Annotated in this window: 10 protein-coding genes; 9 read left to right on the forward strand and 1 reads right to left on the reverse strand. The window is 38.9% G+C overall.

Translation table 11 applies throughout. The annotated features are described in order from the left end of the window. The first annotated feature begins 152 nt into the window (after positions 1-152). Positions 153-1,400 (forward strand): endo-1,4-beta-xylanase, encoded by a 1,248-nt coding sequence (locus MLOOGBEN_RS07070; RefSeq protein WP_179157541.1) that lies wholly within the window; start codon positions 153-155, stop codon positions 1,398-1,400. A 65-nt stretch (positions 1,401-1,465) separates the two neighbouring features. Here MLOOGBEN_RS07070 and MLOOGBEN_RS07075 read toward each other — a convergent pair whose 3' ends face one another. After that, a complete protein-coding gene (locus tag MLOOGBEN_RS07075) occupies positions 1,466-2,050 on the reverse strand; it encodes a M15 family metallopeptidase (protein ID WP_179157542.1) in 585 nt (194 codons plus the stop codon). A gap of 259 nt (positions 2,051-2,309) precedes the next feature. Between MLOOGBEN_RS07075 and MLOOGBEN_RS29690 the strand changes: the two genes are divergently transcribed. The 8 genes from MLOOGBEN_RS29690 to MLOOGBEN_RS07115 all read left to right on the forward strand — a co-directional run bounded on the left by MLOOGBEN_RS29690 (position 2,310) and on the right by MLOOGBEN_RS07115 (position 16,505). Next, a complete protein-coding gene (locus MLOOGBEN_RS29690; RefSeq protein WP_179157543.1) occupies positions 2,310-3,383 on the forward strand; it encodes a Wadjet anti-phage system protein JetD domain-containing protein in 1,074 nt (357 codons plus the stop codon). Next, positions 3,374-4,885, forward strand: a complete 1,512-nt coding sequence (locus MLOOGBEN_RS07085; protein WP_256988930.1) for a hypothetical protein — start codon at positions 3,374-3,376, stop codon at positions 4,883-4,885. The genes MLOOGBEN_RS29690 and MLOOGBEN_RS07085 overlap by 10 nt, the downstream gene beginning before the upstream one ends. Beyond that, positions 4,885-5,631, forward strand: coding sequence for a DUF6063 family protein (locus tag MLOOGBEN_RS07090; protein WP_179157545.1), 747 nt, complete (start codon positions 4,885-4,887; stop codon positions 5,629-5,631). The genes MLOOGBEN_RS07085 and MLOOGBEN_RS07090 overlap by 1 nt, the downstream gene beginning before the upstream one ends. Beyond that, a complete protein-coding gene (locus MLOOGBEN_RS07095) occupies positions 5,609-10,072 on the forward strand; it encodes a coiled-coil domain-containing protein (RefSeq protein ID WP_179157546.1) in 4,464 nt (1,487 codons plus the stop codon). Before MLOOGBEN_RS07090 ends, MLOOGBEN_RS07095 begins: the two co-directional genes overlap by 23 nt. A gap of 380 nt (positions 10,073-10,452) precedes the next feature. Further along, on the forward strand, positions 10,453-12,198 hold the full coding sequence (locus MLOOGBEN_RS07100; RefSeq protein ID WP_179157547.1) for an alkaline phosphatase D family protein: 1,746 nt from the start codon (positions 10,453-10,455) through the stop codon (positions 12,196-12,198). 260 nt (positions 12,199-12,458) lie between these two features. After that, positions 12,459-13,889, forward strand: a complete 1,431-nt coding sequence (uxaC, locus tag MLOOGBEN_RS07105; protein ID WP_179157548.1) for a glucuronate isomerase — start codon at positions 12,459-12,461, stop codon at positions 13,887-13,889. A 91-nt stretch (positions 13,890-13,980) separates the two neighbouring features. After that, complete coding sequence (locus tag MLOOGBEN_RS07110; RefSeq protein ID WP_179157549.1) at positions 13,981-14,979, forward strand: LacI family DNA-binding transcriptional regulator; 999 nt, start codon at positions 13,981-13,983, stop codon at positions 14,977-14,979. A 62-nt stretch (positions 14,980-15,041) separates the two neighbouring features. Continuing rightward, positions 15,042-16,505 (forward strand): tagaturonate reductase, encoded by a 1,464-nt coding sequence (locus MLOOGBEN_RS07115; protein WP_179157550.1) that lies wholly within the window; start codon positions 15,042-15,044, stop codon positions 16,503-16,505. Positions 16,506-16,511: the final 6 nt, after the last annotated feature.

Consider the following 16,511-nt stretch of genomic DNA (forward strand, 5'->3'; position numbering starts at 1 on the left):
ATTTATAAAGGAGGTTGAGTAACAGGTCGTCATTACATAAATTGAATCCTTATAACATGCAAATTACCATCCAATTAATTCCTCGTTTTTGTTCAGAGATTTTAGTAAGCCCTTTCGAAATAAAAATCTTTTGTTAAAAAGGAGAATAAAACATGCTAAAAGTTTTACGTAAACCTATCCTTTCTGGATTAGCTTTAGCCTTATTAATACCTGTTGGATCGACAGTTGGTGCCGCAGCAAATATCTCAAATAAACCAAGTATTAGCGGATTAACAGCACCACAATTGGACCAAAGATATAAAGATTCTTTCACCATTGGTGCAGCCGTGGAGCCATATCAATTATTAGATGCAAAAGACTCACAAATGGTAAAGCACCATTTTAATAGTATCGTAGCAGAAAACGTGATGAAGCCTAGCAGTTTACAGCCAGTAGAAGGCCAATTTAACTGGGAGCCGGCAGATAAACTTGTTAAGTTTGCGAAAGAAAATGGAATGAACATGCGCGGTCATACCCTTGTCTGGCATAGCCAAGTACCAGATTGGTTCTTCAAAGATGAGAATGGTAAATCAATGGTTACTTGGCAAAATGGAAAACAAGTGGTGGCTGATCCGGAAAATCTTGAGGAAAACAAGGAACTTTTATTAAGCCGATTACAAAATCATGTTCAAGCAGTTGTATCACGTTATAGTGATGATATTAAATCTTGGGACGTTGTCAATGAAGTAATCGACGAATGGGGTGGACATCCTGAAGGTTTACGTCAATCTCCATGGTTCCTAATTACCGGAACGGATTATATTAAAGTTGCTTTCGAGACAGCCAGACAATATGCTGCTCCAGACGCTAAGCTTTATATCAATGATTACAATACAGAAGTAACACCAAAAAGAACATACCTTTATAACCTAGTAAAAAGTTTAAAAGAGCAAGGTGTTCCAATTGATGGGGTTGGGCATCAGGGTCACATTCAAATTGGCTGGCCATCTGAAAAAGAAATTGAAGATACAATTAACATGTTTGCCGATCTTGGGTTAGATAACCAAATAACTGAGCTTGATGTCAGCATGTATGGCTGGCCAGTTAGGGCGTATCCTTCTTATGAATCTATTCCAGGACAGAAATTCATCGATCAAGCAGAGCGATATGATCGTTTATTTAAGCTATATGAGAAATTGGGCGATAAAATCAGTAATGTGACATTCTGGGGAATTGCCGATAACCATACATGGTTAAATGACCGTGCAGATGTTTATTATGATGCAGAAGGTAACGTAGTAACAGACGCAAATGCACCATATGATAGAGTAGAAAGAAGATCAGGAAAAGATGCACCATTTGTATTTGATCCGGAATACAATGTAAAACCAGCCTATTGGGCGATTATCGACCACAAATAGCAACACCAAGGGGGCGGTTCTCCTGGCCAAATTGGCCGGGAAAACCGTTCCCTTGGTCTTCTTCTTTACTTACTATCCGCCACGTTAGATGATTCATCGGGTCTTTGCCCATTCTGTAAATCGGCAATTGTCAGACCAAAATCCATTTGGAAATGTGGATAATCTCTAAAATCTTTCCAATCACCGCCCCACTCGAACCCTAATGACTTAGCTATTTTCACCACCTCGGACCAATCGGCCTTTCCATTTTGATTACGATCATATTGACGATCCCAAATAACGTCTCCTGAAGGAGTTTCAAGTGCAAAATCAATCGCGAGCCCATAATTATGATAGGATTCTCCACCTTTTGCATTCGTGACAACATTGCCCTCTGTTGTACGTCCTTGTTCATAAATGGTGTTCTGCTCTTCTATACTGCGGAAACCGTCAGTAATTAAAACGACAATTCCTATCTTTGCTGCTTGTTGAACTAATTGATCGCTACGTTCCTTTACAACGGGATGGAGTTCGGTCGGTAAGGGTACATCTTTCTTCTGTTCAATGCCTGTTGCTTTAGACGGTGTCGTTTCGTTTTCTCTAAATATTAAAATAGTACTAATCCCTATAGCAATTAGAAATAGGAACAACTTAATCAATCTTCTATTCATGGTGCCTCTTCCTCTTCCTCTATTTCTATCAATTACTTCTATTCTTCAATAGTAACCTTAAACATTTCTTAAATAGTATAAAACTAATATGTTAAATAATAAACAAAAACCTAGGGAATAGTTCTCCTGGCCTAAAATTGCCAGAGGAACCGTACCCTAGGTATGTCTAGAAACAATTTCACAACTAGTTTATAATATAAGGATGTCCAAAAATGGGACAATAGGAGTCTATTCTATTAAATTATGAAGATTTAAGCAGGTGAGTACAATCGACATCATTGAAACACGGGTGAGAGGTTTTATTGAGGATATTCAACACCCTAAACAGAAGAAGAAGATAAATATTAACGATTTGGAACTTCAGCTGCGTAAGCTATTGGAGGATTATTTTGAGATGGACGGGTATTCTTTGTTTTACCATGCCATTCAAACATTGGAGGCTGAGGGACAGCTCATCCCTATTCTAAATAATCAATATAATGGAAGAACTCCAGCGCTTAAGCTATTTTATTGGGTTAATATAAAAGTTCAGGAAAACAAATGGGATCGTCTTGCGATGATGAAATTAAGTGATCTGTTTGATTTTTCCTATTATGAACGGCATCCTGAATGGCAGACACAAGACGAATGGGATCGCATCCAGAATGTATATACATTTTTACAAACTAGCCAGGAACGAGAAATAGTGTCATTTGAGGAAAGAAGTCTAGAGCTCTTTGGTCATGAAAAATTCTTATATGATGGTGATAGCTTTCCTGAGGGGAAAGGATTTTTAGCTAGAATTGGAGTATCAGAAGAGCAGCTTAAAATGGTGAACTACGGGGAGCCATTTGTATTTTGGATGAAACAAGGGAAAGAGATAAAAGATATTCAGCGAGTCCTGATTGTCGAGAACCTATCTTTCTTCCATACTTCCATTAAATTATTAGAATCCAATCAACTCGATTATGAACCTGAACTGATTATTTATGGGGAAGGAACGAAAATTGAAAGAAGCTTTTCTTTTTTCTTCAGAATGTTTCCACACAACAACTATCTTTTCTATTACGCGGGTGATCTAGATGCAGCGGGATATGGGATTATTAGCAGGCTGGTAGAAAAATACCCGGATTGCTGTATTCAGCCTGCCTTGAAAATCTATCGTAAAATGCTAGAGTGCATAGCTCAAAGAAATGATCAAAAACAAGGTCAAACACAAAACATTAAATACCGTGATGCATTCTTTCAATGGTTTACGGAAGAAGAGCAAGCACTATTACAACAATTATGGCAGGAAAATAAACGGATCCCGCAAGAAGTCTTAACAATTGAAACATGGAGGAGATGGCAGTGAACGAATCATGGGAAGGCTTCGCCCAGAGAATGCAACGATTAAATCCACTGTTTGAGCTTGGCAGGGGAATGGAAGTAGGAGAACTGAAACCTCATATCCAATCCATTCTCATGCAGGTACTCCTCACCATTTTTTATAGAGAATTAAATGATGATGATCACAGGCGGAAATCAGATATCAAATATATGGTTGAAGACTCTATCAAACAAATGAAGCTTCTAGCAGACGACAAGCAAATTGAACGGATTACAAGCGGTCTGTTGTATCAGGGAAAGGAAGAGTACAGCAAACCATTTGAGGCATTATATTACGATGAAATCAGACAATCCTGGGAGACTCAGGTCTTTCGCTATGTCACGATGGATGAATTATATACGAATTTAGAGATGGGTGGTTCTATTGTTTATAAACTCACTGATGTCTCACAGGAAATGATTTTTATGAGCAGGGAAATGGCTGAGGAATTCTCCATCACCATTGAACAACTATATAGTATGCAGCTGATTAAGAATGGTAATTTTCGAAAAGCTACCCGAAACCTCGATCACCTCATTTCACGCGTGAACCGCTTAATGGCAAATGAATTCTCTTTTCAAAAGGAAATGATCAACAATCCCAAAATCTTATTGATTGATGAAGAATGGCAAAGGGCAGACAATCGTGGTGAAATTGAAAAGCAATTTGAAGAAGAAAAAAATCACTTTCGTACGATTACCAGTATGATCGATAAAACGAAACGCAGAAATGAAGAAGATGATTCCATTCAGAAAGAATTAATTCTTCTCCAAGAGAAAATTGGACATACAAGGCAATTGCATGATCGTTTTGCGAAGCTAGTCATTCAAAATATTTCCTATGAGATGAAATTAAAAGCGGAAAATCCTTCACTATTTTGGGAAACTAGCCTCGTTTCATTTCGCGAACATTTTTATGAAAATTTGTTTATGAAGGAGGGAGTTCAAAGTTTTACGGAAATAGAAAGAGTTCTTTCTCCGTTATTTTCACCGAAGAATGAATTTATTTTGCCACTCGATTGGATCTGGGGTGAACAAGAATTCGATGAAAAACAGATAACCGAGACGGTAGTCGAAGAGGAGGCAGAAGAAAGTATTACCCGACTGCGAGTGACTAACTGGGATTCTGTTATTAAGGCATGGAGTTATGTATTTCAATTTTTACAAACGAACGGTGAATTTTCATTAAAGGATTTAAAAGAGCTGCCATTAGAAGTACAGGATTTATGGTTTGAGGAATCTGAAACAATAGATTTGTGGATGATGTTCGATAAAAAGCCGTTGAAGGTTCAAGTACTGCATCGAAAGGAAGAAACCTTAAGCGATGAGAGGGAAATTCTTCTTTCTAAACTAATGAAAGAATACCCGCAATTTCAAGTGTTTGAAGGCTCAAAGATTTTTACCAAGTTTGACCATCGAGCGGAGCCGCATCATTGGTATCAAATGAAAATCACCCCATTTAAGATCTGTGTACAGGAGGGAAAATGATGAATGCAGAAAGTATTAAAAAGGCATCCGCTGTCTATTTTACTCTATTAAAAGATAAAGTAATCGACGAAAATAGTGAACACTTCCAGACATATTTTGATCCGGATGTGAGACAGACGGTTCTTTTATTAGCAGACGAATCCGGTACATATATCATTGAAGCACCTAAACGCATCCATTTAGTTGTTCAGCCAACCGGCTCCGTCTTTGCAACGAATTTTACCCATTTGAAAGATAAGCATAGGCAAGTGGAAACGAAAAAACACTTTCATCTTATTAGTATTGTTATTATGTCTTTTTTAGCAGCCATCGATCGCAATCAGGCTGCGAAAATCCGCACGAAGCGGGAGGGCATTAGCTACTATGCACTAGAACGGCAAGTCAATGATCTTATCATGAAATGGGAGAGTATTCTTAAAACTCAACCGACCTTCGGGGAAGAAGAACGAATTGATATGAAGGAAGTTGTGACCACATGGAAATACATGGAGGTCGATAGTGATGATTTTGGACTAAAAAAAGGAAATCGGCGAACCCGCATCGGTTTAATTGCTGGGGCTATGCGTTTATTAGAAACAGAGGGGCTGATCGTGATTCTTGATCGGGACGATATCGCTAAGGTGATTCCTAAGAGTGAGCTTTTTGAGCGAATTGAATACTTGTATCATGATTATGATCGTTATGAACTATTCAAAAAGTTAATGACTGCGGAGGAGAATGAGCATGCCGAAAATCAATCGAATTAGAATTGTCAACCTGAAGTATGATGGCATGCAAAAGCAATATAAAGATACCACGTTTAATTTCCATAATGAGGAGACCTCAACAAATGGGCTCATTGCGATGATGAATGGGGGCGGAAAAGGTGTGTTCCTGCAAACGATTTTCCAAATCCTTAAACCTGGAACCTCGTGGGGAAAGCAGAACAATCGCTATTATCAGCAGTTCTTTTTTAATAATAAAGAGCAATTTATTCCCTATACCTTTCATGTTCTTATTCAATGGGAATTGGACGGTGCAGACCGTCGCCATCTGATCACAGGAGGTATGTTTTCAGCTGAACAGCGGATTTCAATGAGTGAAGAAGGTGGAAATGAAAATAAGACCTTGGAACAGGAAGCAAAGATCCTCCCCAATATTACCTTTTACACAAGAGAATTTGAGCGTAGAGAAGAGGCAGCACTTGAGCATATTCCACTTTATGAAAATGATGAGGCTGCTGATAGTGAAAGCTTGAAGGACTATCTAAAATGGAATGGATTTGACGTTTACCGAGATACGAAGAAGCACTATCGCATCCTTGATACATACGGAATTAACCGTAAAGACTGGGATATTATGAAGGATATTAACAAGGATGAAGGCGGTGTTGGGAAATACTTCGAGGGCGCTGAGGATGACCATTCCCTGTTCCAAAAACGAATCATTCCTACTGTGAGTCAAGTCTTACATCGAACCGAACATCAAAAGGACGATCTGGTGGAGATTTTCAAAAGTCAGGCAAGTATCGCTAAGGACTTGCCTGTTCTATTAAAAAGAGAGCAAGCCCATAAAGAGTTTTTAGAAGATATTGTTCCATTCGAAGAGCACTTAGCTAAAGGAGTGGAACATAAAGAAATCGTCCATGCAAGTACACAGACAGGAAGACAACTCCTTGGTGCGCTGAAGCATTTGAAGCAATCGGAAGAGGAAAGTTTACTAGCTATCGAGAAAGATATGGAAAAATTAATCATAAGGCAAGCAGAACTTCGCTTTCAAAAAGATAATTTAGAGTTTGCAAAAGCTCACCGAGAGGTCATGGATTGGGAAAAGAAATTAGTAGAGGAAAGAGCTAAACATACTTCTTTACAAGAGATTGTTAAAGTGAAGCAGGAACGAAAAGAACAATTGGTCTTTCTAGCTTTATTAAAAGAGTGGAGTGAAAATGAACAAAGTATCACCTCTCTGTCACAACAGATTGCGACATTGGAACAAAATAGCGGCTTAGAGCAAGTGAATCAAAGAATGTCTGAAATCAAAGTAGAAGCTAGAAAAGAGTGGGACGAGTCCTATCAATCCATCCAAGATGGTGTTAAACAGTACTTGGGGTATCAAAAATATTTAAAGAAAAAAGCAACAGAGCTCGCGCAGCAAGATAAACAAAAGACAAAAGACATTGCCCAGCTTAGTACTGAAATTGATTTTCTTTATAAACAAATGCATAACTTTGAGTCTATGGAAGCGGCACTCATCCAAACATTTGGCGACCGCTTAAGCTATGACTTTAAGGGCTTGAACGAGGCTATTCTTAAACAAATTGAAGATAAAAAAGCTAGAGTAGTAGAGTTGCATGCAAAAGATAAACAATCTAGTGAACTGCAAAATCAGCTTGCTGCTTCACATGGTACGCTCGTCCAATCGATTCAGTATTCAGAAGAAAAATGTGAAGAACTAAGCGCAGCAAATGAAGTGCAAAAGCAAAAAGAAGCAAAACTACTAGATAGGCTTCTTGGTATATTAGATGACGTCACTGCACCATTTACACCTTCTCTTTTATCAAAGTATAGCTTACAGATTGAAGAAACACTGAACCATAACCGTCAGCAAGCTGAACAAATGAAAAAAGAACTTTGGGAAACACAACTCGACCACTCCTTAAACGATGAGCCTTTCTGGGTCGCAAATAAAGACGTGAAAGAATTAAAGGAATGGATTGATGAAAAGACTGGGATTGATGTGTTTTATGGAACTCAATTTCTTCAATCCTTAGGGACAGAGGATATGGCGAGCTGCCTAATGTCAAATCCGCTTCTTCCATACGGTTTGGTCGTAAGTGGGCAGCAATGGAAAAAAATAAATCATCAGGTTCTTTCAGGCAGGATGTTTAAAAGTCCTGTTCCGATTTTCTTGCGCGAGGAAATGAATAGTGAACATCAACAACTATCCTTTGTAATCATTAACGGAACGGAGAAAGAACTTTTATCGAATAAAAACCAATTCACGGACTGGAAAATAAAGATTGCTAAACAAATAGAAGAAAAGAAAGATGCTCTCCTTGAAATTGAAAAAACAGAAATCTCATTACGTCGAATTTTAAAAGAAATTGATCGTTTTTTATCTGGTGAGCTTGCTAGTGATCTTGAAAAAGCTTGGAACCATGAGCTAAACGCTCTATCTTCCAAGAAAACGAAATTACAGGAAATCAAAACACAAGTTGATAAAGAAAAAGAATTACAGCTTGGGATAAAAGAACAGCTGGAAAAGGCAAACGGCAAGATAGAAAAGCTGACAAAAGATGTAGAAACATTAGAGGCTTTTGATCAAGAAAAAACGCTTCACCAAGAAAATAAACGGGTCAAACTTGAGAAGGAAAAACAAAAGGAAGCCTTGACTATTCAGCAGCAAGAAATAGGAAAAGAATATCAAACTATCGTTGATTTGCAAAACCAGTGGAATCAAACGTATGTTGAATGGAAGCTTACAACTGAACAAAATATCAAGGAGATATCCTTCTTTATTGAAGAAGCCGTTTTTCCTCCTGACCAAAAAGCGGACCAAAGCGAAGAGGTTCCTCATCTATCGCTGCATTTACTACAAGAGATAAACGGAAGTATCGAAGAGCTAAAGCAGCTGCAAAAATCTAAAGAAGAACAGGCTAAAGAATTACTCGTTCTACAAGCAAGAAAAGAAACCGAACAGAAGCAGCAAAAGAAATTAGAAAAGAAACTCACAACTCATAATGAAGATTGGAAGGATGCTCCGGAACCATCTGAACCAATCAGTATCTTAGAAAATATGCTGCAAACTGCACAGAAGGAAGCAAAGGCAGCGGAAAAAGAAGAACGGGATCAAGGAACGGCTGTAACCGTCGCCGAAACGTCCTTAAAGCATGCAGCGGAACAACGTGGAAAGTCAGAGAAGAAAGTCGAGAAGCATGAAAAACAGCCAGAAGAATGGGTAGATCTTGACTTAGTGGTTAAAGAAGTAGAAATAAAAGACCAAACAAAGTTAACGAAAGAGGAAGTAAAGCAGGCGGAGAAACGCAAAAAAGAAACTGAAAATCATATTACTGGTTATGAAGGAGATCTCCTAACACTATCCGTCATCCTAAAGGAAGAAGCGGGAGTATTTACGAATGAGGATGTAGAACAAATTAAGAGTCAAGGAAAAGCAAGTATCTTATCCTGGTGTGAAAAACATCAAGCTATACAAGAAGAAGGCCAAGAGAAGCATGCGAAAATCGATCAATCATTACGAAATTTAAAGCTGACAATTGAAGGCAAGGATTGGGAGATTCGCTTTAAAAATGAAGTATTAACAACACTTGACCATATGGATACAAGGCATTATACGCATATCCAAAGCGTTGTTAAAAATATGAAGCGTTTTTCACAAAGTGGATTGGAGCAATTGGAACGCGATAAGGAAAGAGCAGAAAAGGCGCAAAACTTCTGGGCTAGCCGTGCCAGCATGAAAGTGATGAGCATTTCAGAGGCAATTCGTTCAATGGTTTCAAAAATGAAGTTGAAAAATGAACGAGGGTCCTTTCCGCTCGTCCAGCTTAAAGAAGACATCTTACCTAAAAAGCCTGAAGATATCGAACCATTGCTGAAGCAGCATTTCGTAGCTGCAATTAATAAAATAACCAAACAATTTGATCTAATCGATAATCATAATCGAGCATTAGATGAAGAAGTCAAACAATTGATTAGTGATGAACAAATTTTGTTTGTTTCACTAAGAAATAGGTATCCTGAACTGCTTGTCTATAACATGCGAACGGATAATGCCTTTATGTACGGAAAACCGCAAAGAGAACATTATTCAACCTGGCAGACGATTAATCAAGGTTCTAAGACGAAATCAGATGGCAGCGGAGGGCAAAAGCTATCAGCCCGAATGGTGATGATGATGATGTTACTATCTGTTAAAAGTGAAACCGACCAAAGCTGGGTTCCATTAGTCTGTGATAATCCGTTCGGACAAGCAGCCTCAGCACATGTCCTTGATCCAATATTTGCCGTTGCTGAAAAACTGAAGTTCCAATTCATCGTCGTTACTCCGCCGGAACTGGTGAAAACGGAAATCAGCCAAAGATTTGACGCCTATTATAAATTAGACTTCATTCGTGAAAAAGGAAAAGAAATTGTTTCCGACACAATTGTTCCCGCATTTCGGATATATCAAGGCGAGGAAGTTACTCAATAAGGTTATAAAGGATTTCAACATAAAAATCTCACTTTCTATATAGAAGGTGAGATTTTTTGTTTTAGAAGGCACCTTAGATGGTCAAGGAAGGTAACGTGCACATTATATTGAAAAGATAGTTTGTAAGATTTTTATGAAAATAATATTAAGAAAAACAGGAAAAAAAGGCTATGTAATGTCGATAGAAATTGCCGTTGATTGGAAGAAATCCGAATTATTGTTGTGAATTTTTTCTTCAACTAAATGGAATGGCCTATTATATATGAACCATTTAATGCAAACCATATTATTTTTCTATTTACAAACTTCATAATTTTTTAATAAATCCTAGTTATAATCAAAAACGTGGTGAAAATATGTAATTTGAGAGGGGATAAATCATGACTAATTTGGACGAAATGATTAGGAAGTTTAACGAGCAAAATTTGAAAAAGAATATAGATCGCCGCAGTTTTCTTCATGGAGCCGGCAAGATCGCTGGGCTCTCACTTGGGCTGACCATTGCTCAATCATTGGGAGGATTTAAAGTAGATGCAGCTCCGAACTTCAGCGAATATCCTTTTACTCTTGGTGTTGCTTCCGGCGATCCTCTGTCTGACAGTGTTGTATTATGGACAAGGTTAGCTCCGGATCCATTAAATGGCGGCGGAATGCCAGCACATATCGTTCCCGTTAATTGGGAGCTTTCCACTGATGAAAACTTCCGAAACATAATCAAAAGAGGCACGGAACATGCTTCCCCTGATCTCGCACATTCAGTTCATGTAGAAGTGAGCGGCCTACAAGCGAATAGTGTTTATTTTTACCGTTTCAAGACCGGAAATGAAATAAGTCCTGTTGGAAAAACAAAAACCTTACCGGCAGCAGGTGCCAACGTAGCAAGCATGACGTTCGCATTCGCTTCTTGTCAGCAGTATGAACACGGCTATTTTACTGCGTACAAGCATTTGGCGAAGGAGGATCTGGATCTTGTATTCCACCTTGGCGATTACATATATGAATACGGTACGAACGAGTATCTTTCATCAACGGGCAATGTCCGTGCCCACAAAGGCGATGAAATTATCACAATTGAAGATTACCGTACTCGTCATGCCCAATATCGTTCTGATGAACACCTCAAGGCTGCACACGCTGCATTCCCGTGGGTTGTTACTTGGGATGATCATGAAGTTGAAAACAATTACGCAAATGTCATTCCAGAAAAAGGCCAGTCTGTTGAGGCATTTATAAAGCGTCGTGCTGCTGCGTACCAGGCTTATTATGAGCATATGCCACTCCGCAGGTCGTCATTGCCCCACGATGGCGGCATGCAATTATACCGGGATTTTACCTATGGTGATTTGGCAAACTTCTATGTTCTCGATACACGTCAGTACCGAGATGACCAGGCGAATGGTGATGGGTCGAAAGCTCATACACCGGAATCCTTGGATCCAAAGCGCACTCTTCTTGGAACAGAACAAGAACAATGGCTCATTGGCAATCTAGGAAACTCAAAATCTCATTGGAATGTCCTTGCCCAACAGATTTTCTTTGCGCAGCGCAAATCGGGAAGCATCACAGCACCTAAATTCAGTATGGATTCATGGGATGGATATCCGGTGGCACGTCAGCGAATCACTGATTTTGCTGCTGGCAGTAACATCAACAATGTTATCGTTCTTACTGGAGATGTGCATGCAAGCTGGGCTTCTAACCTTACCACTGATTTTAACAATCCAGAGGCTCCGATTTTTGGAGCAGAGTTTGTTGGAACATCGATTACTTCAGGAGGAAACGGATCTGATTGGCGTGCAGACACGGCCAAATCTTTGGCGGATAACCCGCACATTAAATTCTTTAATAATTACCGCGGTTATGTTCGCTGCCAGGTCACTCCAGAACAATGGCGTGCAGATTACCGTGTCGTTCCTTTTGTGACTGAGCAAGGAGCTGATATTTCAACAAGAGCATCATTTGTTTTTGAGAAAGACCAGAACGGGCTCAAAGGAATAGCGGCTACTACAGTCCCTATGGGTATACAAATGTCTGCTGAAGTGGAAGAAGACCGCCACCGTGCCCACGCTCGGGCGCACGAAAAGCAAATGGAGAAAAAGCGCAAACGCGAAGCCGTTACGAATTAATTTTGTTAGAGTAGAAAGAGTGCTGGTGGAATTACCCAGCTCTCTTTTTTGTATAGTTATTAAAAATTATTCAAGAATTCACTAATAATGGTCTTTTCGCTTGCAGCCTGATGTGGAAGTACGACTAGCAAAAGTGAAGGCGATTATAAGACAAAACCAGATGTTAACGTTAACAATTTATTTACAATGTTTTTCAGATTTGTTAGACTGAAAATAAAGAGTTTTGTTAACGTTAACATTTTATATTAGGATGGTGCAAAGTGGAAAAATTTATGGATGAAAACTTTTTATTAAAAAATAAAACCGCTATCTCTTTATTCCATGATTACGCAAAAGACATGCCAATTATTGATTACCATTGCCATTTAAGTCCGAAGGAAATCTATGAAAATAAGAAATTTAAAAATATTACGGAAGCCTGGTTGTATGGTGATCATTATAAATGGAGAGCAATGAGAGCCAACGGAATATCCGAAGAATATATAACAGGGAATTCCAGTGACTATGAAAAGTTCCTTGCATGGGCTAGAACCGTACCTATGACAATAGGAAATCCATTATACAATTGGACTCATTTAGAATTACAGCGGTTCTTCGGTATCTATGATTTGTTAAATGAACAAAGTGCACCAGTAATTTGGGAAAAAGTAAATACCAAACTTAACGAAGAGGGATTTAGTGTAAGGAATTTGATTGAAAAGTCAAAAGTCAAGGTTGTTTGTACTACAGATGACCCTGTAGACAGCCTTGAATACCATCTAAAGTTAAGAGAAGAAAATTCATATTCAGTCAGTGTTGTACCAGGTTTCAGACCTGATAAAGGATTAGAAATAAACCGTGAAGGATTTATGGAATGGGTCGCTAAGCTTGAGAAATCTGCTGAAATAAATATTGTGACTTATGAAGATTTCCTTGCTGCGCTTGAAGCTCGAGTGCAATTTTTCCATTCTGCTGGAGGCAGGGTATCGGATCATGCTTTAGATTCTATGGTATTTGAAGAAACAACCTTCGAAGAAGTGAATGAGATTTTTTCAAAGAGATTATCGGGCAGCAGTATTTCTCTTCAAGAGGAAAAGAAGTTCAAAACGTTCACGTTAATCTATCTTGGTAAGCTGTATTCCGAACTAGACTGGGCCATGCAGTTCCATATTAATGCTCACCGTAACAATAATACGAGGATGTTCAAGATTCTAGGTCCTGACACAGGCTATGATTCTATGAATGACGACCAAATAGCAAAGCCGTTAGTCCATATTCTGAACGCACTGGAGAAGGATAACCAGCTTCCTAAGACGATTATTTATTCATTGAATCCTGGAGATAACTATGTAATCGCAAGCATCATAAATAGTTTCCAAGACGGTAAGACGCCTGGAAAAATTCAATTCGGTACAGCATGGTGGTTCAACGATACAAAAGAGGGCATGCTTGAACAGATGAAGGCATTGTCCACAGTTGGTCTTTTCAGCCGATTTATCGGTATGCTTACTGACTCAAGAAGTTTTCTATCTTATACAAGACATGAATATTTCCGAAGATTGGTTTGCAACTTAATCGGCGAATGGGTGGAAAACGGCGAGGCACCTAATGATATAGAGTTACTAGGGCAAATTGTTCAGGGGATTTCCTATTACAACGCCAAAAACTATTTTGACTTTCAGGAAGCAGAAACCGTTGAGTACATCTCTTAAAAGCAGTAGCTAAAAAGTTTTATAGCTGGAGAGGCAGCAAGGATAAGGTATAATGAACTTAATTATTCTTTGCAAAAGGCAGGTCAAGACAATGGTTACTATAAAAGATATTGCAAAATTGGCCAATGTATCTCATACAACTGTATCAAGGGCGCTAAACAACAGCCCTTTTATTAAAGAGCCAACGAGGAGGAAAATACTTGATATTGCCTCCCAGCTAAATTATACGCCTAATTACAATGCAAAAAGTCTGGTCATGCAAAAGTCGCATACGATTGGTTTATTTTTAACAAGTATTAGCAATGGCACATCGCCAAGCTTCCTTGCAGACACAATTAAGGGAGTAAACAGTACCATTAGCCAAGAATATAACCTTTTTATTCGGGGTATCGATGATTATCAGGATTATTCGGGTATTAATTTGCAAAGATTTGACGGGATCATTTTAATGAGCCAAAGTGTACGGGATCATTCTTTTATTTATCATGTACTCCAAAAGAAAATTCCCCTCGTCGTGCTTAACAGAGAAATTGAAGAAGATTACATCATCAACATTCTCTCTAACGATACAGAGGGATCGAGACAAGCTGTGCAGTATTTAATAGATTGCGGTCATACAGATATCGCAGTCATTGAAGGAATTCCAACCTTTAAATCAACGCAAATGCGTAAGGACGGTTATCTTACTGCGCTGATTGATAATGGCATTACGATTCAGCCGGACTATTCCGTGAGCGGAAATTATGATATGGAAAGCGGATATCAGGGAATGGAAAAATTACTGTCCTTGAAAAAGCCTCCAACAGCCGTTTTTTGTTCCAATGACGACATGGCCATTGGTGCAATGAATGCTGTGTTTGCTAGTGGGTTGAATGTCCCGAATGACATTTCTATTGTTGGATTTGATGATATTGGTTTCGCCCAATATACAACACCAAAGCTAACAACGGTAAAGCGGCCCTTAGAAAAAATCAGTGTACTGGGTGCGGAAAAAATCCTTTCACTCGTAACTGGCCAAGAAGAAAAAGCCGAAAAGGTTTTTGCCAATACAGAATTAATCATAAGAGATTCTGTTAAGAAGAGAGGTTAGTTTTTACCTTTCTTTATGAACAAAAATGTTAACGTGTGCATAATGGAAAGGGGAAAAGAATAGTGCAAAGACTTAATAATAAAATTTATCAAGAATATACCTCCTATCCCGAGAAGGTACTTCAGTTTGGGGAAGGTAATTTTTTAAGAGGATTTATTGACTGGCAAATCCATGTTCTTAATGAGAAGACAGATTTCAATGGTAGTGTCGTGGTTATTCAGCCGCGAGGCAATAACAAGATTGAAAGGCTAAATAAACAGGATGGACTGTTCACCCTTTACCTACAGGGCATAAAAGAAGGTCAATTGGTAAATCAGCATCAAGTGATTGAGTCAATCAGCAGGGGTATTAATCTATTTACGGATTACCCGGAATATATCAGGCTTGCAGGGACAGAAGATCTCCGTTTTATCGTTTCTAATACGACAGAAGCTGGGATTGTGTTTGACCCAACCGACCAGTTGGAGGATCGGCCGCAGAAGAGTTTTCCAGGGAAGCTGACAGCGTTCCTCTATCACCGTTTTATAGCGTTTGCAGGTGATAAAAGGCGCGGCTGCATTATCATTCCCTGTGAACTGATTGAAAGAAACGGGGAAAAGTTGAGGAAAATCGTATTGCAATATGCAAGCAAATGGAGCCTTGGGGATGAATTTATTAAATGGGTAGAGAACGCTAATACTTTTTGTTCAAGCCTTGTAGACCGGATAGTACCTGGATTTCCAACCGATTCCTATAAAGAAAAAACCGAACAACTTGGATATGAGGATGAATTGATGGTGGTAGGGGAGCAGTATCATCTTTGGGTCATTGAGGGACCGGAATGGATAAAAAATGAGCTGAAAGTTGAGGGAACAGGGCTAAACACACTGATTGTCAATGATTTAACCCCATACAGGGTACGGAAAGTCAGGATTTTAAACGGTGCACATACAGCGATGACTCCGGTTGCTTACTTATCCGGATTAAGCATGGTGGAAGAAAGTGTTAATAATGAAGAAATCGGCCGGTTTATAAGAGAAATGATCGAAGAGGAAATAATCCCAACATTAGAGGGGCCGAAAACAGAGCTATGCAGCTATGCAGATGATGTGATTAACCGTTTTGCTAATCCATATATCAAGCATTATTTAATGAGCATCGCATTAAACTCCATTTCTAAATTTCAGACAAGAAACCTGCCCGCCTTATTGGATTATGTTGAAAAATATCACAGCCTGCCAAAACGAATGGTTTTTTCATTAAGCTGCCTGCTTTATTTTTATCGAGGAAAAAGAGGAAATGACGGAATCGAACTTCAGGATGATCTGGTAAATGTGCAATTCTTTAAAACTCACTGGGAAGAATTTGAGCAGCATGAACTTACTTTGAAAGAACTCGTGAACGAAATCCTGGCAGAGAAAAGGTTATGGGGGATGGATTTGACCTCGATTCCAAATCTAGATCGTACCGTCAGTGCAAACCTCCTTACTATCTATGAAATGGGAGTGAAGGAAGCTCTGAAAGAATTGTTTGAAACATCTATATAGTAGGAG

The sequence above is a fragment of the Bacillus sp. EB106-08-02-XG196 genome, assembly GCF_013396335.1.
GTDB lineage: Bacteria > Bacillota > Bacilli > Bacillales > Cytobacillaceae > Neobacillus.